The sequence below is a fragment of the Halalkalibacillus halophilus DSM 18494 genome, assembly GCF_000423105.1.
Taxonomy (GTDB): domain Bacteria; phylum Bacillota; class Bacilli; order Bacillales; family Alkalibacillaceae; genus Halalkalibacillus; species Halalkalibacillus halophilus.
Window position 1 is genome coordinate 59492 of sequence record NZ_AUHI01000010.1, and the last position, 22442, is coordinate 81933.

Here is a 22442-nt window from a genome sequence, read left to right on the forward strand (position 1 = left end):
GAGGTAGTTTCTCATGAAAATTGGGATTCCTAGAGAGATAAAAAACAATGAAAATCGAGTAGCCTTAACCCCAGCTGGAGTAGTGGCTTTTAAAGAATCTGGTCATGAGGTGTTTGTAGAAACCAATGCAGGAGATGGTTCTGGATTTACAGATGCGCAGTACAAAGAAGCTGGAGCAACTATTTTAGATTCTGCAAATGACATATGGAGTAAAGAAATGGTAATGAAGGTCAAAGAACCATTACCAGAGGAATATGGTTACTTTTATGAAGGATTAATTCTGTTTACTTATTTACATTTAGCTGCAGAGCCGGAGTTAACAAAAGCATTGATTGACAACAAAGTAGTTGCAATCGCTTATGAAACTGTAGAAGCTAATAACGGGTCTTTACCGTTGTTAACTCCAATGAGTGAAGTGGCTGGAAGAATGGCATCACAAATCGGGGCACAATTCTTAGAAAAATCTCGCGGCGGGAGTGGGATTTTACTAGGTGGTATTCCAGGAGTTCCACGCGGAAAAGTTACTGTAATTGGAGGCGGCGTAGTAGGTACGAATGCTGCTAAAATAGCAATTGGCCTTGGTGCTGATGTATCTATCATTGATTTAAGTCCGGATCGTTTAAGAGAATTGGATGATGTATTTGGAAAACAGATTAATACGGTAATGTCTAATCCATTAAACATCGAAGAAAAAGTTCGTGAATCTGATTTATTAATTGGTGCCGTGCTTATTCCTGGAGCAAAAGCACCTAAATTAGTTTCAGAAGAAATGATTAAACAAATGAAAACAGGTTCTGTTATTGTCGATGTGGCAATTGACCAAGGTGGGATTGTGGAGACGGTTGATCGTATTACTACCCATGATGCACCTACGTATGAAAAACATGGTGTTGTACATTATGCGGTTGCTAACATGCCTGGAGCAGTTCCTCGAACGTCAACGATTGGTCTGACAAACGTGACTGTGCCTTATGCATTACAGCTTGCTAACAAAGGGTACAAGTGTGCAATGAATGACAACGCTATCCTTCGTAAAGGCTTAAACACACTGGATGGTTATGTGACCTATAGAGCAGTTGCTGATGCACATAAATTAGAATATAAAGAAATAGATGATTTACTATAGAGCAATTTGAAAGATCAAAAAATCTCCGAGCCAAATCTACCTTATGTAAGGGGATCAAGCTCGGAGTTTTTTATATTATTTGTAGTTCTTTAGGATATTTTGTTAGCGGTATTGCCCCGTCTTCTGTCATTAATACGTCATCTTCAATCCTAACTCCACCAACTCCTGGCATATAAATTCCTGGTTCAATCGTAAATGTCATACCTGCTTTTAATTGATCTGTATTATTAGCAGCCATTGATGGGAACTCATGCACATTAATTCCTAAGCCGTGACCGATTCGATGAGTAAAATATTCTCCATATCCAGCGTCTGTAATGATATCTCTAGCTGTCCGGTCAATGTCGCCCAAAGGCATGCCGATTTCACATTGCTTTAGTGCGGTATTTTCCGCCTCTAAAACAGTTTCATATACTTCTTTTTGGTGAGTGGATACCTCTCCAACGGCTACAGTACGTGTGATATCCGAACAGTATCCTTTATGAACTACTCCTAAATCCATTAAAACAAAATCGCCGTGTTTAATTTCAGTTAAACTAGGATTCCCATGAGGAGAGGCTGTTTTTTCTCCAGTTAAAACCAAAGTAGAGAATGACATATTTCTGATCCCTTTTTGCTTTAAAGCATATTCAACTTCCGCAATGATCTCTAACTCTGTTTTTCCAGGGGAAATATGTTTTACAGCAGTTTCAATTCCAAAATCAGCAAAAGCAGCCGCTTCTTTTAATATTTCAATCTCTACTTTAGATTTAATGACTCTTAGTTGGTTTAAATGATTTTCTCCATTAACTAAATTTACATTCGGAAGAATTTCCTTTAATTTAGCTGATCTAGCTACATTTAAGGATGTTTCCTCTATGGCAATGGAAGTTGGTAAGAGATTCTTACCTGTTAACCATTGATTTAGTTTTTCAAAAGGATCTTCATCATCGAAGTATGCAATGATGTCCTGATCCCACCCAGCATTTTTGGCATCTTCTTTTTCTAGAGCAGGAACAATTAATGCAGCATTCCCATTTGTATCGACATAGAGAGCGATTAATCGTTCATGCGCTTCAGCGTACAGATTAGTAAAATAAAACACATTCTCCTTGGAATTAATAAAATACCCATTTAGTTCATTTTCGTGTAAGACTTCCATTAAGCGATTTAAACGATTATTCATTATGTTCCTCCTAAAATTTTTATCTTTATGTGTTATTTTAACGGAACGAGGGAAAGAAAGAAATGAAAGCATATTGAATAATTGAAATTCAAAAGAAAAAGTTCGTACAATTCCAAGGAGGTATATTCATGAAAGTAAGTTATCATGGACATTCAGTAGTCAAAGTTCAAAATGAAGGGAAAACGATTTTAATCGACCCATTTATCTCTGGTAATGAATTATGTGATTTGAAGGTGGAAGACCAAAAGCCAGATGTCATCCTTCTCACACATGGACACAATGACCATGTGGGTGACACCGTTCAAATCGCTAAAGCAAATGATGCCTTAGTAGTTGCTCCATTTGAATTAGCAAATTACATGGGATCAAAAGGGTTAAATGCTCATCCGATGCACATCGGCGGCAAGCACGAATTTGATTTCGGAACAGTGAAATTCACACAAGCATTCCATGGTTCCAGTTTTGAAGAAGAAGATGGAACAATTGTTTATACAGGTATGCCTGCAGGAATATTACTAACTATAGCAGGAAAAACGATTTATCACGTTGGCGATACCGGTCTATTTTCTGACTTGAAATTGATTGGTGATTTAAACGATATTGATTTAGCGTTCGTCCCAATTGGGGATAATTTTACGATGGGCCCTGAAGATGCTAAGTTGGCAGTCGATTGGATTCAGGCAAAACAAGTCGTTCCAGTCCATTATGATACCTTCCCAGTCATTAAACAGGATCCAGAAAAGTTCGTTAACAGCTTATCTTCTAGCGTAGGGAAAGTGATGAGTCCAGGTGACGAATTAAACTTATAATAATCATGTCACACAGAAAGCCGCCACTTTATGGCGGTTTTCTAATTTTCACGGTATAATGGAAATCGAATGGATGTGAGACGGGATATGGCTACAAAGCATGAACAAATTTTAAATTATATCGAAAACCTTCCTATTGGGACGAAGATTTCTGTGCGTGCGATTGCAAAAGAACTAATAGTAAGTGATGGGACTGCATATCGTGCTATTAAAGAAGCAGAGAATGCTGGTTTTGTTAGCACCATAGAACGTGTTGGTACAATCCGTATTGAGCAAAAGAAAAGAGATAATATTGAAAAATTAACCTTTGCAGAAATTGTGAATATTGTAGACGGGCAAGTATTGGGTGGAAGAGCAGGTTTACATAAAACCCTAAACAAGTTTGTAATAGGTGCGATGAAATTAGAAGCAATGATGCGATATACGGAAAAGAGCTCTTTACTAATCGTAGGTAATCGTGTGAAAGCCCAAGAGCAAGCATTAGAAGCTGGCGCAGCAATATTAATCACGGGAGGATTTGACACAACAGACCACGTGAAAGAATTAGCAAATAGCTATGAACTTCCGGTTATTTCTTGTTCCTATGATACATTTACTGTAGCTGCAATGATCAATCGTGCTATATATGATCAATTGATAAAGAAAGAGATCGTCAATGTGGATGACATCTATACACCGATCGAAGAGACGACAGTGTTAAAAGATAAAGATTTAGTGGAAAAATGGCATCAACTAAATCAGGAAACAAACCACAGTAGATATCCAGTAGTAAACATGCAAAATAAAATCATTGGTATTATTACATCAAAAGATATTATTGGTAAGAGTATGTCTACACGAATTGAAAAGGTGATGGCTTCCGACCCTATTGTAGTAAAACCAACTACTTCTCTTGCTAATGCTGCTCATACAATGGTTTGGCAAGGAATTGAATTTATGCCGGTCGTAGATGAACACTATACGATTAAAGGGGTCATTACTAGGCAGGATGTTATTAAAGGTCTACAAAGTAGTCAGAGGCAACCACAAATTGGGGAAACGTTAGATGATTTAATCCAAAAACAATTATTCTTTGATGAAAAGAAACAATCATTTACTACAGAAGTATCTCCACAAATGACCAATCAACTTGGGGCGTTGTCATACGGTGTATTTGCTTCCTTCGTTACAGAGGTTGTTAATCAGACGCTGCAAAAAGAAAATACAGGTGACATGGTAATCGAAAATATTTCGATTTTCTTCATGCGACCTGTACAGATTGGTAGTAAACTAAATATTATCCCTGAAGTATTAGAGATGGGAAGGAAATTCGCAAAGCTTGACGTACAAGTGTATTCAGATGAAGAACTTGTAGGAAAAGCAATGGTCATGACCCAATTTATAAATCGTTAATCGGATTGATCCGCCTTTAATATTTCATCTTTATAATGCTTAAAGACCTTATACCCATAAACCATTTGAGCAACCCCAAATGCTAAGAAAATGATGCAAATAAATAGCACGAGTTGGGTTTGATAGAAGAGATATTGATTAACTCCAAAAGTTCCTATAAAAATTCCTAATGCTATACGAGCTTTTCCGTTAGTATAATGCATATAAAGAGGATCACGATAATTGAAGATCCTTACTTTGAAATAAATATATAATATGAATGCTACTACTATAATTGATATTAATACTGGCACAGTGGCAACTCCTTTGACTATGGTAAGTTTTTCTTTACGTGTCTATTGTAAAGCGTTACAGTCAAAAATACTAGTGTACAATTTGTGAGAAAGGATTGTAATTATGAAAAAAGAAATTATCGAAGCTATTCAAGAATTTGAGACAATTATCCTTCACCGACATGTTCGACCAGACCCTGATGCTTATGGTTCGCAAGTAGGGTTGGCTGAAATACTTAAAGAGACATATCCTCAAAAACAGGTGTATTTAGCAGGACTAGAAGAAGAATCTTTGCATTATTTGGCTAGATTGGATGAAGTTCCAGATGAGGCTTATGAGAATGCATTAGTAATTGTTTGTGACACCGCTAATGAAGAACGTGTATGTGATCAACGTTATAAAGATGGCAAGAAGCTAATTAAAATTGATCACCACCCGAATCACGAATCATATGGGGATATAAATTGGGTAGATACGGAAGCGTCTTCTACCTCCGAGATGATTTTTGAGTTATATCAAGCTGGGAGAATTTCTGGGTTTAAATTAAATCAATCAGCGGCTCGCCTCTTATACGCAGGAATTGTTGGAGATACAGGTAGGTTTTTATTCCCAAGTACGACAGAGCGTACGTTTGAAGCGGCTCAAGAGTTAGTAAAATACGGCTTTGACCGGAAACAACTATATGAAAGCATGTATCAAGTACCTTTATCTGTCGCAAAATTTAAAGGGGAACTACTTCAGAGCATGGAACCAAGCGAGAGTGGTGCTGCTTCGTTTAAGTTAACGAAGGAAGTGTTAGAACGTTATCACGTTTCTCCCGAAGAAACACATAGCTTTGTTGGAATCGGAGGAGATATTCAAGGGGTTTTAGCTTGGGTATTCTTCGTTGAAGATGAGGAAGTGATCCGAGTAAGGCTACGTTCTAAAGGCCCTGTTATTAACGGTGTTGCAGCTCAGTTCAATGGTGGTGGACACCCAATGGCCTCTGGAGCAAAAGTTTCTTCGTGGGAAGAAGCGGATGAGTTAGTTCAAGTTTTAGAGGCAACATGCCAAGAATATAAACAAGAAAAAAGACTGGAACAAAAATAAGTGTCTATATTCATAATTAATCCGAACAATGAAATGTGGTGCGACTAACTCGCTCCTGAAATAGACTGCGCTTTCCGCGGGGAGCTGCTGAGCCTCCTCATGCTACGCATTCCGGGGTCTCACCTGAGCTCTATTTCCCGCAGGAGTCTCCGTCTATTTCATCCGCTTTTCATAAGCTTTGTTTGGATTTCCATATAAACACTTTATATTGTTCCAGCCTCTTTATATACTGCAAGTGGAATTTAAAAGTAGATCAATTTTTTTTAATTGTTGTTCGGAATGAACCAAGAACCGAGATCCGTGTGATCTTCAAAAATATCTAGATTTAAATGTTGAATTCTTCTTTTCACTAAACGGATGAGCTCTTCTGTTTCTGCATAAGCAGAATAACCATTCTTTAATCGATCTACTTTTTCATTTGCTAACTGTTGCTTATGGACGACAAACATACTCCTCACCTCTTACAATAATTTTATCTAGTATTAGTATATCCTATTCATACAAAAATATTGCTGAAACTTGTAACGTTCATAAAATGATCATTATTTTTTGAATAGAATGTTACAAAACTAGGTCGCAGAGGAGTCGACAGCAATATTAATAGAAAGTATAAGGGTAGGAGCTATGGTTATATGATCAATTGTTAATGTGTAGTTTAAATCTCGTACGGTGTATAATTTATTCTCTATTGCGCGAATTAAAATCAGACGTTGCTCTGATACAGAGGCAATGTTTTGTCCCATAATTGAATTTAATTCTTGATGAATAGACTCTTCTAAAGCCCGTGTAGTAAATCGGTCTAATCCTAAATCTTCTTCATTCAACCATTCCACTTCGATTGATTGGATCGTTAATTTTTCTTCGCTTTCTTTATTAAAATCATCTTGATCTCTTTTCAATAACTCATTTTCTTGTTCGACTTTATGAAGTTGCTCTCGTACTTCAAGGTTTGATTCAATCCATCTTTCTGTGTGTACACCGTACATATATAAAAAGATCATATACCCACACATGACACCAAATATAAAACCAATAAACACTCTTTGCCAGTTCTTTTTTTTATGAAGGGGAGGTAAGTGCATTAGGATAGCTCTCCTGTAATCCAACTAATAATCATTAAAGCTGACTTTACCCCACCCATAGCCATAATAATTAATAGTATTTGTTTCATTACATCAATGGTAGAAGACTCAAAAATACCTTTTTCGAAGGTGGATATAGCATCAAAGGTTCCGCCGATTGCTGCTACTATTGCCCATATTCTCAGTTTTTTAGCTGCGATTTCTAATTCTGTTATAGGTGGTTGGCCAGATATATAGGCACTTAAGCTTCCAAAGAAAGCCCCACCCATTAATACACCGAATGATATGAAAAAACATTTAATTAATGCAAAAATAAATCGCTCTTCCATATAATCTACCTCATTCGAGCTTGTCTTATTTAAAACTATGAAATTTCATAGAAAAATATGAGAAAGATTTTATGTTGTGGAGTAGTTCGATATAATGTAAAGAGGTCTCAAGAACAAAGGCGGTTGAAAATGAACTATACACCATTACAAATTCACAGTTGCTTTACGTTAATGGAGAGTACAGTAAAACTAGAACAACTAGTTAAGCGAGCAACAGAGTTAAATTTCTCCGCGTTGGCGTTAACGGATCACGAAGTATTGCATGCAGTATTTCCGTTTATCCGTTTATGTAAAAAAGCTAATATTAAGCCGATTATTGGTATGACTTGCGATGTATATGTCCCAAATGAACATCGTCCAGTTCGATTTATTTTACTGGCTAAAAATTTTAAGGGGTATCAATCGCTTGTCCACCTTTCAAATAAAAAACAAATCAACCAAGAGGACCTTATGTTTCAAGATATAATTGACTCTGGTGATCTTATAAAAATTATTTCTTTATATGAAACATTTGCTGAAGAACTAATATACTTAGAGCAAGAAGAAGGGGTTCACACGCTACTTCAAGAGTTATCAACTAATATTGATGAGTGGTATATAGATGTTAGACCTTCTGAGGTACAAGACCAAATTCAAGCCTGGCTAAATCGAAATGGTAAAACATATGCGGATCGGGCAGTGATCACAGATAATGTCCGTTATTTATACTCTAATGAAAGAATCGGATATGAAGCACTTCATGCAATGGATAAAAGTGAAATGTTTAATGAAGAGGCCCCCTTTGAATTACATGGAAACCCATTAAAAGGATATGAGGAACTCCCTGAGACAATTCGTTCTACTTGGCATGATGCTCTTTTGCAAACCAATCAACTTGCAGAACAATGTCAAGTAGAGATGGATGGTGATTGGTTTACAGTGCCAAGTTATCCGACGGAAGATAAAACCCCCGAAACGATGTTAAAAGAAATTTGTGAAAGTAAAGTTCCCATTTTATATGAGGAAGATTCTCATAAAGATGCCTATGAGCGATTATATAAAGAATTAGATATAATTATTAATTTGAATTTCGCAGATTACTTTTTAATTGTTTGGGATATTGTAAGGTTTGCTAAGAAAAGTAATATTCTAACCGGACCTGGTCGTGGTTCTGCTGCCGGTTCTATTGTTGCGTACTTATTAAACATTACAGAAGTGGACCCAATAAAACATGATCTATTGTTTGAGCGTTTTTTGAATCCAGAACGAGCGACGATGCCAGATATTGATATTGACTTCTCAGATTACCGGAGAGAAGAGGTACTGCACTATGTGAAACAGAAGTATGGCAATGATCGAGTTTCCCAAATTGTTACGTTCGGAACGTTTCAAGCGAAATCCATTATTCGAGAGTTGAGTAAAGTATTTAGGGTTGAACGAGAAACGGTGACCTATTTACTTAAACAATTACCAGCTAACATTTCTTCCTTGAAAGAATTCATTCAACAAGAGGAAGGTATAAAAACTTATATAAAACAGTCAGATAAACTGATAAAAATGTTCCAAGCTGCAATCATTATTGAAGGGTTACCACGGCATCATTCGATTCATGCTGCAGGTGTTATTATAAGTAACGAGTCTCTTTTGTCGAAAATTCCAATGATGCAGGGGCAATCGAATGAATTGCTAACCCAATTACCAATGGGAGATTTAGAAGCTTTAGGGTTATTGAAGATGGACTTCCTAGGGTTGCGCAATTTAACATTGTTAGAAAGAATGATTAGACAAATTAATGAAAAAGAAGGAAAAAAACTGTCGCTAAACACTATACCTGAACAAGATGAACGTACGTACCGGTTATTAAGAAGTGGACTTACGACTGGTGTGTTTCAATTGGAATCTGATGGGATGAAAAATGCCTTGAAACAAGTGAAACCAACCAGGCTCGAAGATATTGTAGCAGTTAATGCTTTGTACAGACCAGGACCCATGCAATTTATTGAGACTTTTGCAAAAAGAAAACATGGAATAGAAGAAGTGGAATATATAGACTCGAGTTTAAAGGATATTCTTGGAGATACGTATGGAGTTTTAGTTTATCAAGAACAAGTCATGCAAATTGCTAACCGAGTAGCAAACTTTAGTTTAGGTGAAGCTGATTTATTAAGAAGAGCAATAAGCAAGAAAGATCATCAAGCCATTCAAGATTTAAAGACGCGTTTTGTAGATCAGGCAGTAGAAAATAATTATGAATATGAAATTGCGGTAGAAGTTTTCTCCTGGATCGAAAAGTTTGGAGATTATGGGTTTAACAAAAGTCATGCAGTTGCTTATTCGGTTATTTCTTATCAAATTGCTTATTTCAAAGCGAATTATCCAGCCTACTTTTATGCGGAACTTTTATCCTCTGTGATGCATGATGCTGATAAGTTAGAGAAGTTTATTAAAGAAGCTAACCAAATGGGGGTAGAAGTTTTACCGCCTTCCATTAATAATAGTTATGGAAAATTCACTGTGCATACGTCGAAACAAGTACGATTTGGATTGCTAGCTATTAAAGGGTTTGGAAAACAAGCATACGATGAATTGATTCGCGCTAGACGTAGCAAACCTTTTAAACAATTATTTGATTTTTGTCAGCGCGTATCCTTACAAGTGGTGAATCAATCTACGCTTGAAACATTAATTATTGCTGGTGCTTTTGATGAAACGAATCATAATCGTGCCCAGTTATTAGCATCGCTTGTACAAGCTCTAGAACAAGGGGAATTATTCTCGGATATGGATGAGCAGTTGAACTGGGAAGACGAGTTGTTCAAAATGAATGTAAACTATTCAGCAGTTGAACCTTTTCCCCCACTTAAACAAATAAGTATGGAAAAAGAAGTTTTAGGATTCCGATTAAGCGTTCATCCACTTACTCATATTAGACGTTGGTTGAATCGAAATTTGTATATGCCATTGAATGAACTTGCTCAACAGCCAATCAAAAAAATGTACCACACAGCAACTTCTTTAGAACGAATAAAATCTATTCGCACTAAACGAGGTGAGCAAATGGCTTTCGCAACACTTGAGGATGAAACAGGAGAAATGGATTGTGTAATCTTTCCGAAAGTATACCGTGATGTTCATAGATGGTTAAAAGATGAACAATTAGTATACGTGAAAGGAAAGTTAGATCAACGAAATAGTAAAAAACAATTAATTATTGAACAACTGCAACCTTTAGATCTTGATGCCATCCCTTCCAATAGTAAACAGCGATTATATCTTCGTTTATCTTACGCGGAGGTGGGGAAGAGATTAGAAACGATTCAAAGTGTGTTAAAGCAAGCTCCAGGTGAAGTGCCAGTAATCGTCTATGAAGAAAGTAAGAAGAAAACCTACCGATTAACAGCTTCTTATGATGTGGAACCTAATAATAGTTTATTGGCCGACTTAAAAGAAATATTAGGAGAGTCTGACGTGGTATTAAAAACAGAAAGTTAGTATGATGAACTAATATTGCAGTTAACAATTATTACTTTACATGCAATATTAGTTTGTTATAATTAATTTCGTTAGTGGTCCGACCATTATTCGGACCGAAGAAATAAAAGGAGCGATCTATGTGGCTAATTTAAAAGCAGAAGCACTTCATATGCACAAAATCAATCAAGGGAAACTGGCAACATATTCAAAAGTTCCTATTACGAATGCAAGAGACTTAAGTTTAGCATATTCTCCAGGCGTAGCAGAGCCTTGTAAAGCAATATATGATAATAAAGATGCTGTGTTTGACTATACCATGAAAGGTAATATGGTAGGGGTTATTACAGACGGGTCAGCAGTGTTAGGTCTAGGAAATATCGGAGCAGAAGCTTCTCTTCCTGTAATGGAAGGGAAATCAGCATTGTTTAAAGGATTTGCTGGTGTTGATTCGTTTCCGATTGCTCTTAACACCCATGATGTTGATGAATTCGTTCAGGCTGTCAAGTTAATGGAACCAACTTTTGGAGGAATTAATCTTGAAGATATTGCAGCTCCGAACTGTTTTATTATTGAAGAACGATTAAAAAAAGAAATGAACATTCCAATTTTCCACGACGATCAGCATGGTACTGCCATAGTAACCGTTGCAGGTCTTATTAATGCGCTGAAACTATCAGGTAAAAGCTTCTCAGAAATTCGTGTAGTTACAAACGGAGCTGGGGCAGCTGGCATTGCTATCATTAAGCTGCTTTATAATTTTGGTGTAAGAGATATTATTATGTGTGATTCAAGAGGAGCAATTTATGAAGGTCGTTCTGATGGTATGAACGAGGTGAAAGATGAGATTGCCCGCATGACAAATAAAGACCGAAAAGCAGGAAGCCTCGAAGAAATAATGGAAGAGAGCGATGTCTTTATAGGTGTAAGTGTCGGAGGGTTACTTTCAAAAGAAATGGTTGAGAAAATGAATGACGATCCAATAATTTTTGCTATGGCTAACCCTGACCCTGAAATTATGCCTGAAGATGCAAAAGAAGCGGGAGCCAAAGTAATAGGTACAGGTCGATCAGACTTTCCAAACCAGGTAAATAATGTGCTCGCTTTTCCAGGGATTTTCCGTGGTGCTTTAGATGTAAGAGCTACTAGAATTAATGAAAAAATGAAAGTAGCAGCAGCTGAAGCAATTGCAGAATTAGTAGGAGATAAACTATCCCCTGATTATGTTATACCTGATCCATTTGATGAGCGAGTTGCTCCAACTGTTGCAGCAGCTGTAGCAAAAGCAGCAATGGAATCAGGCGTTGCGAGGGTTAATGTTGATCCAGAAGAAGTGAAGAAACGCACAGAAGAATTAGTCAATGCAAATAAGTAAAATAAACATTCGCTTGTAATGAGGTGCCAAAATGACGAATCAAGCAAAATTGAAAGTGTATCAAGAGGTTCTCACACAAATTAGGGAATTTATTGAGGTAAATGAACTACAAGATGGCGATCGTTTACCTTCAGAGAGAGAACTATCTGAACAGCTAAATGCGGCACGTTCTTCTGTGCGAGAAGCATTGCGAGCGATAGAATTATTGGGATTGATTGAAACGAAACATGGAGAAGGCACTTTTTTACGTACTTACCGGCCATACCACTCCGTAGAGTTGCTTTCTACTTTTGTATTAAGAGAAGTAAGAACGAAAGAAGAGTTACTTGATGTGAAATTTATGCTTGAGAAACAGTGCTTGGAACAAGTAAATATAGAAGAAGTAGCTGATGCATTCCAATGGCGTTCTGTTAAACCAGAAGAAAGACACACTGCATTTTTTCTGCCCATGTTTGAAGCGATTAACAATCAATTATTACTGAAAATATGGCATTTAGTCGAAGGGTTTTCTAACACTCAGCTTGTGGCCATTCAAGAGAAAACGTATTACGAGCAACTTTATTCTTATATTCATAATGACGAACGTGACCAAGCTATTAAATTACATGCATCAAGCTATTAACTTTATTTCTATTTATTTAGTTACGAAGAGAAGATTTGACAGACTTCTATCTCAAATTCCGATATATTGAGTGATGTAATGGTCAAAGGAGGAAGCAACATTGATAAAAAATATGTTTAATAGAAAACGAAAATACGCAACGATTACAAACCAAACAGAACTTGATGATATTCCTCAAGGGGTCATGGTTAAATGTCCATCATGCCGTAAAATTTATTATAGAAAAGAGATAGAAAAGAATTTTTTTACGTGTCCAGGTTGTTCTTATCACCATCAAATGAAAGCAAGTGAACGGATAGAGCTTGTTTTGGACCACGGGACTTTTATAGAGTGGGATCATGAACTAGTTTCTGAGAATCCACTTGATTTTCCTGAATACCTTGAAAAACTGAAAAAAGATCAAGAAAAGACTGGAATTAATGAAGCAATCGTTACAGGTAAAGGTGAAATTAATGGACAACCTACTGCAGTTGCAATTATGGATGCCCGTTTTCGGATGGGGAGTATGGGATCAGTAGTTGGGGAAAAGATTGCACTTGCGATTGAAAGAGCTGAAAAAGAAAATTTACCGTTTATAATTTTTACAGCTTCAGGTGGAGCACGTATGCAAGAAGGTGTGCTTAGTTTAATGCAAATGACTAAAACATCTGTAGCTTTAGAACGATTTAGCCGAAATGGTGGTCTGTTCATTTCCTACATGACTAATCCTACAACTGGAGGAGTCTCTGCAAGTTTTGCTTCATTAGGGGACTATAACTTTGCCGAACCAGCAGCGCTTATCGGTTTTGCTGGAAGAAGGATTATCGAACAAACCATTCGTGAAAAGCTTCCAGATGATTTTCAAACGGCAGAATTTTTATTTGACCATGGGCAATTAGACCGTGTCATACCTAGACCAGAAATGAAAAGTACGCTAACTACTTTATTAAAATTACATAGGGACAGGGGGGATAAATAATGAAGCATGTACTTCCTTTTGAAAAACCAGTCGTTGAATTACGAGATAAAATTGCAGAGTTAAAGAACTTTACTAGCGATAGTGATGTCGACCTATCAGAAGAAATTGCTACATTAGAAAGAAGACTTGCTCGTTTAGAGAAAGAAGTATATGGAAATATGCAGCCATGGGATCGTGTCCAAATGGCTCGCCACCCTGAGCGTCCCACTACATTGGATTATATCGAATACATCTTTCAGGATTTCTTAGAAATGCACGGAGATCGTTATTATGGGGATGATGAAGCAATTGTTGGAGGTATAGCTGAATTTAATGGCCGGCCAGTTACTGTGATTGGTCACCAAAGAGGAAAGGATACCAAAGAGAATATTAAACGTAACTTTGGTATGCCCCATCCAGAAGGGTATCGAAAAGCCCTTCGATTAATGCATCAAGCTGATAAGTTTAACCGCCCTGTGATCACCTTTATTGATACGAAAGGTGCATACCCAGGTAAAGCAGCTGAAGAACGTGGTCAAAGTGAAGCAATTGCCAAAAACTTACGAGAAATGGCAGGGCTTACCGTTCCAGTAATATGTATTGTGATTGGCGAAGGTGGAAGCGGTGGAGCATTAGGAATTAGTGTTGGTGACCGAATTTATATGCTTGAGAATTCTACTTATTCCGTAATCTCTCCTGAAGGGGCAGCTGCATTATTGTGGAAAGATTCAAATTTAGCTCAAAAAGCTGCTGAAACAATGAAGATTACCGCACCAGATCTATTAGAGTTAGAAGTTATCGATGATGTTATAGAAGAGGTTCAAGGTGGAGCACATAGAGACATAGTTATGCAAGCTAATAAAATTAAGCATGTGATCGACTCTGCTCTTGAGGATTTAAGGCAGTTATCGGACGAGCAATTGTTAGATGAACGCTGGAAGAAATATCAGCGTATCGGAGCTGTTTCCTCAACCATTGAATCATAACTTGTAAATTGGAGCGAAAAATATTTTGCTCCTTTTTTCTATGTTTTTACCAATTTACAAGTAGATTTGATCTTAAGCTAAATTACATTAGATTTTATCGCTTCATTGCTTTAGAATATGTTATACAAACGGTTGTAACTAAAATAGAGGTGAAAGATCATGAAATCAATTGGAGTTTTAACTAGTGGTGGCGATGCTCCCGGTATGAACGCTGCCATTCGTTCTGTCGTAAGAAGCTGTATTTATAATGGAGTGAAGGTCTACGGTATTTATTATGGTTATCAAGGGTTAATTGAAGGAAATATAGAAGAGATGAATATAGGTTCTGTTGGTGATATCATTCAAAAAGGTGGAACTGTACTATATTCTTCTCGATCAGATGAATTTAAGACTTTAGAAGGTCAAAAGAAAGCAATTAAGCAATTACAAAAGCATCATATTGATGGATTAGTTGTAATTGGTGGGGATGGTACATTCCGAGGAGCTCAAAAACTGACTGAACAAGGATACCCTTGTATCGGTGTTCCTGGAACCATTGATAATGATATCCCTGGTACTGATTTCACTATCGGATTTGATACGGCTTTAAATACAGTTATCCAAGCAGTGGATAAAATCAGAGATACAGCAACATCCCATGAACGCATTTATGCAATTGAAGTAATGGGAAGAGATGCCGGGGACCTTGCCTTATGGGCAGGACTTGCTGGTGGGGCGGAAAGTATTTTAATACCAGAAACGGATACAAGCTTTGAAGGCGTTATCGAAAAAATCCGTCGTGGACATGAACGCGGAAAAAGGCACAGTATTATCATGGTTGCAGAAGGAGTAGGAAGCGCCGTTGATTATGCAAATAAAATTCAAGAAGAGTTACAAGTATCTACTCGAGTAACAGTTTTAGGACACACGCAGCGCGGTGGGTCACCAACTGCAAACGACCGTGTGTTAGCTAGCAGATTAGGTGCTTTTGCTGTTAATACATTAATGGATGGACACAAAGGACGTATGGTTGGAATAGAAAATAATCATTTAGTTCATCATGACATTATTGATATACTTCAAAAAGAACACAAAATAGACCATTCATTATTAGAACTATCTAACCAATTATCCATTTAATATTGTATGTTTTACTAGGAGGAAACAAAAATGAAGAAGACAAAAATAGTTTGTACAATCGGACCAGCCTCAGAAGACTTAGATACATTAAAGAATTTAATGAATGCTGGAATGAATGTTGCAAGATTAAACTTTTCACATGGTGATTTTGATGAGCATCGTGCTCGTATTAAAAATATTCGTCAAGCAGCAGAAGAAACAAATAACACCATAGCAATCTTACTGGATACAAAAGGACCTGAAATTCGTACGGGCTTCTTTAAAGAAGATGAAGTTGAACTTGTAAAAGGCTCAACTGTTACTGTTTGCATGGATGAAGTAGAAGGTACGAAAGATAAATTTTCAGTAACTTATGATGGGCTTGTTCACGACGTGGAAGCTGGCGCGACAATTTTATTAGATGATGGACTCATAGGTTTGAAAGTAATCTCTGTTGATCAGGATGCTGGTGAAATAACAACAGAAGTCATGAACACAGGCTTTATTAAAGATCGTAAAGGCGTAAATGTTCCAAATGTAAGTGTCAATTTACCTGGTATCACTGACAAAGATGCTCGGGATATTGAATTTGGAATTGAAGAAGGAATTGACTTTATTGCTGCATCATTCGTTCGTAGACCCTCAGATGTCTTAGAGATCAGAGAATTACTAGAAAAAAAGCATGCGGATCATATTCAAATTATCCCAAAGATCGAAAACCGAGAAGGTGTGGATAATATTGAACAAATTATTCGAGTAAGTGATGGAATTATGGTAGCGCGTGGAGATTTAGGTGTGGAAATTCCAGCTGAAGAAGTGCCGTTGGTTCAAAAGAATTTAATCCAACAATGTAATATGGCAGGAAAGCCAGTTATCACTGCTACACAAATGTTAGATTCCATGCAACGAAATCCTCGTCCTACTCGAGCAGAAGCAAGTGATGTTGCGAATGCAATCTATGACGGAACGGATGCAATTATGCTTTCTGGGGAAACAGCAGCGGGAGATTATCCACTGGAATCCGTTGAAACCATGAACAATATTGCAGTCTATACGGAGAATTCGATTGACCAATATGATTCTGTAAATCAGTTAATTGCTTCTATGGACCGTACAATTACAGACGCCATTAGTCACTCTGCGGCTAGTTTAGCAAGCGATTTACAAGTAAAAGCAATTGTCACACCAACGGAGAGTGGAAATACAGCACGTACTGTTTCTAAGTATCGACCAAATGCTAGTATTGTTGCCATCACGTCGAAGCAACATGTTAGTCGTCAATTAAGTTTAGTGTGGGGCGTTCATGCATTATTAGGAAGGGCCGTAGAATCTACAGATGAAATGCTAGCATTAGCGGTTGAAAAAGGATTAGAAACCAAATTATTTAATCACGGTGATCGTATTGTTATTACTGCAGGGGTTCCTGTTGGCGAAAGTGGTACAACAAACTTAATCAAAGTTCACGTGGTAGGAAACGTAGTAGTTAAAGGACAGGGAATCGGAAAGTCAGGCACCACTGGACAAGCCGTCGTCGCTAATTCGGTTACTGATTTAGAGAAAGACTTTACTCCTGGTGACATTATCGTCACTCATGGAACCGACAGAGAAATGATGCCATTTGTAGAAAAAGCGAGTGGAATTGTTGCTGAAGAAGGTGGGTTAACTAGCCACGCGGCGGTAGTTGGATTGAATTTAAATATACCTGTAATTATCGGAGCAAAACATGCCATGGATCAAATATCTAACAAGCAAGAAATCACAGTTGATCCATCCAATGGTCATGTATATCAAGGGAAAACTATCGTATTGTAATTCATCTAGCTTTACCAGTCAGATTTTTTAAAGGTAAAATAACGTATATGCCTTTAAAGTTTGACTGAAAGGAGAATCGCATGTTTCGTATACTATTTGTATTAATTGTTGTAGTGTCTGCAATAGAAATTGCATTATTTGTTTGGTTAGGTAATGTGTTGAATATCTGGTTTGTATTAATCGGAATTATCCTAACAGGGATCTTTGGAGCTCTGTTAGCTAAACAACAAGGACTTTCGACTTTAAATCGAGCAAGGTTTGAAATGGCAGGTGGAAGAGTACCGAGAGAGGAAATCTTCGATGGCATCCTCATATTAGTAGGTGCTATTGTATTGTTTACACCAGGGTTTCTAACAGACTTATTCGGATTCTTATTATTACTACCGCCGACTAGACGACCAGTTAAAAAGTACGTCCAAGGAATAGTTCTTGCTATGGTTAAAAAGGGAACATTTACTGTTATTAGAAGAAAGCCCTAATGAATGATTAGGAGTAGTTTCATTACTACTTCTAATCATTATTTTATGATGTAGCTATAAAGTGCTTCCAACACTCTAGCATTACGTAAGGTGATTAGAAGCAGAATAATCATTGGACTTAATAAAACCCCAGATAGCCCATAGAGGTTAAGCATGATATATAAGATACATAATATGAGAAATGGATGCGTACCTAAAGTAGCACCTAAAATTTTAGGTTCAACTAAATGTCTTATAATCAAAATGACAGTGTAAATGGTGAGTAGTTGAATGCCAGTGATGAGGTCATTCGTCAATAGTGCATATAAAGACCAAGGAATAAAAATCGCTGCCACTCCAATTAACGGAATCATATCAAGTAACATAGCTAGAAAAGCTAACGCTAGTGCATATTCGAAAGAAAAGAGCGATAAGCCGATATAAACAACTATGCCTGTTAGGAATAATAAAATTATTTGGGCTAATATATAGCTTTTGGTTAAACGTTTTCCCTCTTTTTCAATGGACTCTATTTGAGCAATGAAGATCGGAGGTACGTGTTTTTTTAAAGTGTTAATCCAACTTGGACCGTCTTTACTAATGAAATACGTCCCGATTAATATAAACAGTATGATGTAACTACTTTGAAGAACGTCGAGCAGAATAATGGAAAGTCGTTGTAGGATGTCTATAACCCATGTATGAGAATTCTCTTGGATTTCTACTAAAAAATCTTGAGTGAGATCTTTAGATATAGTCTTATTCTCTATTCCTATTAGGGTTAGTATTTTTTCCAAGGAAGCTTGGGCTGCTTCAATGAATGAAAAAAGTTTTTCGTGGATATTAGTAAAAAACGTATGAAAAACTTCTTTTGAGTTGGAGCCGAAATATTGAATGAACTGAATTGCTTCATGCATGCTCAAGAGAACCAATCCAATAATGGACGCTACAAAGGTTAATAAGATTAAAAGAGTAGCTACTCCGCGACTTATAGGAAGATTTTTTTCGAGAGTACGAACTCCAGGAGCAATTAAGATCGCCAGGAGAAGACTTATGTAGATTGGTAATAATAATGGAAAAGTAAGATGAACAAAAACGATTACTAGAATTCCAACAATAAGGATAATAAATAATTTTTTAATAAGCTCCATTTCATTGCTCCTTCAAACCGTTTCCTAAAAGAGGTGAATATATGTTTTCAGCATCAACTATTTTTTTACTAATATTATTAGGTCTTGGATACATTGCCAAAAATCAAGCTATTCTAATTGCAGTCTATATCCTATTAGGAATTAAATTGTTCCGATTGGAAGATAGAGTGCTACCATTTGTGGAGTCAAAGGGAATTTTTATTGGAGTAGTAGTGATCACCGTAGCTGTACTTGTACCAATTGCTACTGGAGAAATTGGTTTTTCCGACTTGATGAATAGTTTGAAATCTTATTATGCTTGGATCGCAATTGGTGCAGGAGCTTTTGTAGCTTATATTGCAAAGGACGGATTAACCTTATTGGCTAATGACCCCCATTTAACTGCTGCATTAGTTTTGGGTACCATTTTAGGAGTTGTCCTATTCCAAGGAATAGCTGTTGGACCATTGATTGGTGCAGGTATTGCATATTTAATTATGCAGTCAGTCGACGCTGTTCTGAGGTTCATATCTTAAAACCATTTACGTTTAAGCTATATTTATACGGGAATATATAGTATTAGTTATGTGAAGTTATACGTATTTATGAATTTTATATGTATAAATAGTTTCACTTTCTATCGAAATTTGTTTATAATGGTTGGTGGGATAGATGTTATATTATTGTCGAAAGTGTACACATCGAACTATGAACCATTGATACTAAAAGGAGAGATTGTATGTCTAACGCTAAAGGCCTAGAAGGTATTGTAGCAACAGAATCAGCGATTAGTTCAATTATCGATGACAAGCTAACGTATGTTGGTTATGACATTGATGATTTAGCAGAAAACTCAAGTTTTGAAGAAGTTATTTATTTATTATGGAATCAAAAACTTCCAACAAAAAGTGAACTTGATTCATTAAAGAAAGAACTTGCTAATAATATGGCTGTTCCTCAAGAGATTATCGATCATTTGAAATCCTACGATTTAAAAACAGTGCATCCAATGGCAGCGCTTCGTACAGCAATTTCGATGCTTGGTCTTTATGATGAAGAGGCAGACGAAATGAATGAAGAAGCAAACCGTCGTAAAGCCCTTCGATTACAAGCAAAAATTTCAGCTATTGTTACAGCATTCGGACGTATCCGTAATGGAAAAGATGTTGTAGCACCGAAATCCGATTTAAGTTATGCAGCTAACTTCTTGTATATGCTTAATGGGAAAGAGCCAGAAGCAACAGAAGAAGAAGCATTTAATAAAGCATTAGTTCTTCACGCAGATCACGAATTAAACGCATCGACGTTTACTGCACGTGTTTGTGTAGCAACATTGTCAGATGTTTATTCTGGTGTAACAGCAGCTATCGGCGCATTAAAAGGACCATTACATGGTGGAGCAAACGAGCGCGTAATGGCTATGTTAGATGAAATTGGTGAAGAAGACCGTGCAATTGATTATATTAAGGACAAGTTTGCGAAAAAAGAAAAAATAATGGGTATGGGTCACCGTGTATATGAAAATGGAGATCCACGTGCGAAATATCTACGTGATATGTCTAAACAGCTTTCAGATATTACTGGAGAAGCTAAATGGTACAACATGTCTGTTAAAATTGAAGAGTTTATTAAAGAAGAAAAAGGTTTACCTGCAAACGTAGACTTTTATTCTGCTTCTGTTTATCACAGCTTAGGTATTGACCATGACCTATTCACACCAATCTTCGCTGTAAGCCGTGTATCTGGTTGGTTAGCTCATATTCTTGAACAATATGCAGATAACCGTTTAATTCGTCCACGTGCAGATTACGTTGGTCCAGATAAACAAGCTTATGTATCAATTGATAAGCGATAATTCATTAAAATAAGGCTTTATACAGATGCAAAAGCCGGGAAACCGGCTTTTGTGCTGTTCATTTACTTATAAGAAAGAGACGTAAAAGAATATGAGGTAAGTAAAATGAATTTACGTCATTCATTCTCAAAAAATAATAGATTATTCAGGAGGTTATTACATTGACACAAGCAGAAAAAATTACTGTTGAAAATGGCAAGATGAATGTACCAAACAAAGCAATTATTCCATTTATTGAAGGGGACGGAACTGGTCCAGATATTTGGAAAGCAGCATCTCGTGTATTAGAAGCGGCAGTAGAACAAGCTTATAATGGCGAAAAAGGCATCGAGTGGAAAGAAGTACTTGCAGGTCAGAAAGCAAAAGATCAAACTGGTGAATGGCTTCCAGCAGAGACATTAGATACTATTCGTGATTATAAAGTTGCGATTAAAGGTCCATTAACAACTCCAATTGGTGGAGGAATTCGTTCTTTAAACGTAGCTTTACGTCAAGAACTAGACCTATTCACTTGTTTACGTCCTGTACGTCACTTCTCAGGAGTACCATCACCCGTTAAGCGCCCACAAGATGTAGATATGCAAATCTTCCGTGAAAACACAGAGGACATCTATGCAGGTGTTGAATGGCAAGAAGGTACAGACGAAGTGAAAAAAGTAATTAACTTCTTACAAGATGAAATGGGAGTTAAAAATATTCGTTTCCCAGAAACTTCTGGTATCGGTGTAAAACCTGTATCAAAAGAAGGTACAGAACGTTTAGTGCGCTCTGCAATTGACTATGCGATTGATGAAGGCAAGAAGAGTGTTACTTTAGTTCATAAAGGAAACATCATGAAGTTTACAGAAGGTGCTTTCAAATCATGGGGTTACGACCTTGCAGAACGTGAATACGGCGATAAAGTGTTCACTTGGAAAGAGTATGATCAAATTGTAGAAGATAAAGGACGCGAAGAAGCGGATCGTGTACAAAAAGAAGCAGAAGACGCTGGAAGAATTATCATTAAAGATTCCATCGCAGATATCTTCTTACAACAAATCCTTACTCGTCCAAAAGAGTTTGATGTTGTTGCTACTATGAACTTGAATGGTGACTATGTTTCTGACGCTTTAGCTGCACAAGTAGGCGGAATCGGAATTGCTCCAGGAGCTAATATCAATCATGAGACTGGACATGCTATTTTCGAAGCTACGCATGGTACTGCACCGAAGTACGCTGGCCAAGATAAAGTGAACCCATCTTCTGTTATTTTATCTGGAACATTGATGTTAGATCACTTAGGTTGGAGAGAAGCTAGTGAGTTAATCCATCAATCTATGGATAAAACAATTGGTAACAAAGTAGTTACGTATGACTTTGCTCGTCTAATGGACGGCGCTACAGAAGTGAAATGTTCTGAATTTGCTGATGAGCTTATTAAGAACATGAAGTAATACGCTTACTCTAGGAGGATT

At 37.0% G+C, this 22442-nt stretch carries 21 protein-coding genes; 15 read left to right on the forward strand and 6 right to left on the reverse strand.

Annotated elements, in window-relative coordinates:
• Positions 1 to 13 precede the first annotated feature (13 nt).
• A complete protein-coding gene (gene ald, locus G532_RS0107565) occupies positions 14 to 1126 on the forward strand; it encodes an alanine dehydrogenase (protein WP_027964255.1) in 1113 nt (370 codons plus the stop codon).
• A gap of 70 nt (positions 1127 to 1196) precedes the next feature.
• Here ald and G532_RS0107570 read toward each other — a convergent pair whose 3' ends face one another.
• The gene (locus tag G532_RS0107570; protein ID WP_027964256.1) at positions 1197 to 2291 is read right to left on the reverse strand and encodes a M24 family metallopeptidase; all 1095 of its coding nucleotides are present in this window, start codon (positions 2289 to 2291) and stop codon (positions 1197 to 1199) included.
• 128 nt (positions 2292 to 2419) lie between these two features.
• Between G532_RS0107570 and G532_RS0107575 the strand changes: the two genes are divergently transcribed.
• Together G532_RS0107575 and G532_RS0107580 are read left to right on the forward strand one after the other, a co-directional pair.
• Positions 2420 to 3100, forward strand: a complete 681-nt coding sequence (locus G532_RS0107575) for a metal-dependent hydrolase (RefSeq protein ID WP_027964257.1) — start codon at positions 2420 to 2422, stop codon at positions 3098 to 3100.
• An 87-nt stretch (positions 3101 to 3187) separates the two neighbouring features.
• Positions 3188 to 4492, forward strand: a complete 1305-nt coding sequence (locus G532_RS0107580) for a DRTGG domain-containing protein (protein WP_027964258.1) — start codon at positions 3188 to 3190, stop codon at positions 4490 to 4492.
• Here G532_RS0107580 and G532_RS0107585 read toward each other — a convergent pair.
• Positions 4489 to 4785 carry a YtpI family protein gene (locus G532_RS0107585; RefSeq protein ID WP_027964259.1) on the reverse strand — a complete coding sequence of 99 codons (297 nt, stop codon included), beginning with the start codon at positions 4783 to 4785 and terminating at the stop codon, positions 4489 to 4491. The two genes, G532_RS0107580 and G532_RS0107585, sit on opposite strands and share 4 nt — an antisense overlap.
• Positions 4786 to 4888: 103 nt before the next feature.
• Here G532_RS0107585 and G532_RS0107590 point away from each other — a divergent pair, with 103 nt between their 5' ends.
• Positions 4889 to 5854 (forward strand): DHH family phosphoesterase, encoded by a 966-nt coding sequence (locus G532_RS0107590; protein ID WP_027964260.1) that lies wholly within the window; start codon positions 4889 to 4891, stop codon positions 5852 to 5854.
• 263 nt (positions 5855 to 6117) lie between these two features.
• On the opposite strand, the gene G532_RS0107595 is transcribed toward G532_RS0107590, so the two are convergent.
• The 3 genes from G532_RS0107595 to G532_RS0107605 form a co-directional block, all read right to left on the reverse strand.
• The gene (locus G532_RS0107595) at positions 6118 to 6303 is read right to left on the reverse strand and encodes a YtzJ family protein (protein ID WP_027964261.1); all 186 of its coding nucleotides are present in this window, start codon (positions 6301 to 6303) and stop codon (positions 6118 to 6120) included.
• A gap of 120 nt (positions 6304 to 6423) precedes the next feature.
• A complete protein-coding gene (gene ytrI, locus G532_RS0107600; RefSeq protein WP_027964262.1) occupies positions 6424 to 6936 on the reverse strand; it encodes a sporulation membrane protein YtrI in 513 nt (170 codons plus the stop codon).
• Positions 6936 to 7265 carry a YtrH family sporulation protein gene (locus G532_RS0107605; protein WP_027964263.1) on the reverse strand — a complete coding sequence of 110 codons (330 nt, stop codon included), beginning with the start codon at positions 7263 to 7265 and terminating at the stop codon, positions 6936 to 6938. Before G532_RS0107605 ends, ytrI begins: the two co-directional genes overlap by 1 nt.
• Positions 7266 to 7394: 129 nt before the next feature.
• Here G532_RS0107605 and dnaE point away from each other — a divergent pair, with 129 nt between their 5' ends.
• The 8 genes from dnaE to G532_RS0107645 all read left to right on the forward strand — a co-directional run bounded on the left by dnaE (position 7395) and on the right by G532_RS0107645 (position 18024).
• Entirely contained in the window at positions 7395 to 10736 is a 3342-nt protein-coding gene (gene dnaE, locus G532_RS0107610; RefSeq protein WP_027964264.1) for a DNA polymerase III subunit alpha, read from the forward strand.
• 151 nt (positions 10737 to 10887) lie between these two features.
• Positions 10888 to 12090: an NADP-dependent malic enzyme gene (gene ystJ / locus G532_RS0107615; RefSeq protein WP_156882565.1), complete on the forward strand. Its 1203-nt coding sequence runs from the start codon at positions 10888 to 10890 to the stop codon at positions 12088 to 12090.
• A 31-nt stretch (positions 12091 to 12121) separates the two neighbouring features.
• Positions 12122 to 12712, forward strand: coding sequence for a FadR/GntR family transcriptional regulator (locus G532_RS0107620; protein ID WP_027964266.1), 591 nt, complete (start codon positions 12122 to 12124; stop codon positions 12710 to 12712).
• Positions 12713 to 12812: 100 nt separating this feature from the next.
• Positions 12813 to 13670 carry an acetyl-CoA carboxylase, carboxyltransferase subunit beta gene (gene accD / locus G532_RS0107625; RefSeq protein WP_027964267.1) on the forward strand — a complete coding sequence of 286 codons (858 nt, stop codon included), beginning with the start codon at positions 12813 to 12815 and terminating at the stop codon, positions 13668 to 13670.
• The gene (gene accA / locus G532_RS0107630; protein ID WP_027964268.1) at positions 13670 to 14635 is read left to right on the forward strand and encodes an acetyl-CoA carboxylase carboxyl transferase subunit alpha; all 966 of its coding nucleotides are present in this window, start codon (positions 13670 to 13672) and stop codon (positions 14633 to 14635) included. The genes accD and accA overlap by 1 nt, the downstream gene beginning before the upstream one ends.
• A 159-nt stretch (positions 14636 to 14794) precedes the next feature.
• On the forward strand, positions 14795 to 15754 hold the full coding sequence (pfkA, locus tag G532_RS0107635; protein WP_027964269.1) for a 6-phosphofructokinase: 960 nt from the start codon (positions 14795 to 14797) through the stop codon (positions 15752 to 15754).
• Positions 15755 to 15784: 30 nt separating this feature from the next.
• On the forward strand, positions 15785 to 17545 hold the full coding sequence (gene pyk / locus G532_RS0107640) for a pyruvate kinase (protein ID WP_027964270.1): 1761 nt from the start codon (positions 15785 to 15787) through the stop codon (positions 17543 to 17545).
• A gap of 80 nt (positions 17546 to 17625) precedes the next feature.
• Entirely contained in the window at positions 17626 to 18024 is a 399-nt protein-coding gene (locus G532_RS0107645; RefSeq protein ID WP_027964271.1) for an FxsA family protein, read from the forward strand.
• Positions 18025 to 18062: 38 nt separating this feature from the next.
• Here the strand turns inward: G532_RS0107645 and G532_RS0107650 are convergent, their stop codons facing one another.
• Entirely contained in the window at positions 18063 to 19154 is a 1092-nt protein-coding gene (locus G532_RS0107650; protein WP_027964272.1) for an AI-2E family transporter, read from the reverse strand.
• A 41-nt stretch (positions 19155 to 19195) separates the two neighbouring features.
• Here G532_RS0107650 and G532_RS0107655 point away from each other — a divergent pair, with 41 nt between their 5' ends.
• The 3 genes from G532_RS0107655 to icd all read left to right on the forward strand — a co-directional run bounded on the left by G532_RS0107655 (position 19196) and on the right by icd (position 22421).
• On the forward strand, positions 19196 to 19669 hold the full coding sequence (locus G532_RS0107655) for a DUF441 domain-containing protein (RefSeq protein WP_027964273.1): 474 nt from the start codon (positions 19196 to 19198) through the stop codon (positions 19667 to 19669).
• A 203-nt stretch (positions 19670 to 19872) separates the two neighbouring features.
• Positions 19873 to 20988: a citrate synthase gene (gene citZ, locus G532_RS0107660; protein WP_027964274.1), complete on the forward strand. Its 1116-nt coding sequence runs from the start codon at positions 19873 to 19875 to the stop codon at positions 20986 to 20988.
• A 155-nt stretch (positions 20989 to 21143) separates the two neighbouring features.
• Positions 21144 to 22421 (forward strand): NADP-dependent isocitrate dehydrogenase, encoded by a 1278-nt coding sequence (gene icd, locus G532_RS0107665; protein ID WP_281170532.1) that lies wholly within the window; start codon positions 21144 to 21146, stop codon positions 22419 to 22421.
• Positions 22422 to 22442 lie beyond the last annotated feature (21 nt).

Excerpts from the sequence above, each read along its gene's own strand:
- G532_RS0107575 (WP_027964257.1), top strand. The coding sequence starts at position 2,420 with ATGAAAGTAAGTTATCATGGACATTCAGTAGTCAAAGTTCAAAATGAA.
- ystJ (WP_156882565.1), top strand. The coding sequence starts at position 10,888 with ATGCACAAAATCAATCAAGGGAAACTGGCAACATATTCAAAAGTTCCT.
- ytrI (WP_027964262.1), bottom strand. The coding sequence starts at position 6,936 with ATGCACTTACCTCCCCTTCATAAAAAAAAGAACTGGCAAAGAGTGTTT.
- G532_RS0107620 (WP_027964266.1), top strand. The coding sequence starts at position 12,122 with ATGACGAATCAAGCAAAATTGAAAGTGTATCAAGAGGTTCTCACACAA.
- ald (WP_027964255.1), top strand. The coding sequence starts at position 14 with ATGAAAATTGGGATTCCTAGAGAGATAAAAAACAATGAAAATCGAGTA.
- G532_RS0107595 (WP_027964261.1), bottom strand. The coding sequence starts at position 6,303 with ATGTTTGTCGTCCATAAGCAACAGTTAGCAAATGAAAAAGTAGATCGA.
- dnaE (WP_027964264.1), top strand. The coding sequence starts at position 7,395 with ATGAACTATACACCATTACAAATTCACAGTTGCTTTACGTTAATGGAG.
- G532_RS0107570 (WP_027964256.1), bottom strand. The coding sequence starts at position 2,291 with ATGAATAATCGTTTAAATCGCTTAATGGAAGTCTTACACGAAAATGAA.
- citZ (WP_027964274.1), top strand. The coding sequence starts at position 19,873 with ATGTCTAACGCTAAAGGCCTAGAAGGTATTGTAGCAACAGAATCAGCG.
- accA (WP_027964268.1), top strand. The coding sequence starts at position 13,670 with ATGAAGCATGTACTTCCTTTTGAAAAACCAGTCGTTGAATTACGAGAT.
- G532_RS0107655 (WP_027964273.1), top strand. The coding sequence starts at position 19,196 with ATGTTTTCAGCATCAACTATTTTTTTACTAATATTATTAGGTCTTGGA.
- G532_RS0107580 (WP_027964258.1), top strand. The coding sequence starts at position 3,188 with ATGGCTACAAAGCATGAACAAATTTTAAATTATATCGAAAACCTTCCT.
- G532_RS0107650 (WP_027964272.1), bottom strand. The coding sequence starts at position 19,154 with ATGGAGCTTATTAAAAAATTATTTATTATCCTTATTGTTGGAATTCTA.
- G532_RS0107605 (WP_027964263.1), bottom strand. The coding sequence starts at position 7,265 with ATGGAAGAGCGATTTATTTTTGCATTAATTAAATGTTTTTTCATATCA.
- pfkA (WP_027964269.1), top strand. The coding sequence starts at position 14,795 with ATGAAATCAATTGGAGTTTTAACTAGTGGTGGCGATGCTCCCGGTATG.
- pyk (WP_027964270.1), top strand. The coding sequence starts at position 15,785 with ATGAAGAAGACAAAAATAGTTTGTACAATCGGACCAGCCTCAGAAGAC.
- G532_RS0107590 (WP_027964260.1), top strand. The coding sequence starts at position 4,889 with ATGAAAAAAGAAATTATCGAAGCTATTCAAGAATTTGAGACAATTATC.
- G532_RS0107645 (WP_027964271.1), top strand. The coding sequence starts at position 17,626 with ATGTTTCGTATACTATTTGTATTAATTGTTGTAGTGTCTGCAATAGAA.